Source organism: Nocardiopsis lucentensis DSM 44048 (assembly GCF_000341125.1).
Classification (GTDB): Bacteria; Actinomycetota; Actinomycetes; order Streptosporangiales; family Streptosporangiaceae; genus Nocardiopsis; species Nocardiopsis lucentensis.
Genome location: NZ_ANBC01000711.1, coordinates 1 through 319, shown reverse-complemented (window position 1 = coordinate 319; position 319 = coordinate 1). Strand labels below are relative to the sequence as shown.

The 319-nt window shown below is 74.6% G+C and carries 1 pseudogene; it reads right to left on the bottom strand.

The features are described 5' to 3' along the window. Nucleotides 1-319: pseudogene (locus tag D471_RS40435) on the bottom strand (hypothetical protein); the annotation flags it as partial.

The following is a 319-nucleotide window of genomic DNA, read 5'->3' as shown; positions in this document are numbered from 1 at the left end:
CTGGCCCACACCGGATACCCGGTCTCGGCGGTGATCTCGTCGACCGAGAACCGGCTGTCGCGCACGGCCAGCCCCACGCGCGTGCCGCCTTCGGCAAGGGCGTCCAGAACGTCGCGGCAGCGGGCCACCCGGTGGATCTGGGAGGGGTCGTTGCCGGTGACGGTGACGATCGCGGCGTCGGCCTGCGCGAGCAGGTGCGCGCCCGCGGTACCCGGCATCACCCGCCCCAGGTCCAGTACGGTCACCCCGCCGAAGAGGACCTGGATCCTGCGAGTGAGCGCCGCCACCACGGCGGCGGCCTCGTGCGCGGTCGGCGGCG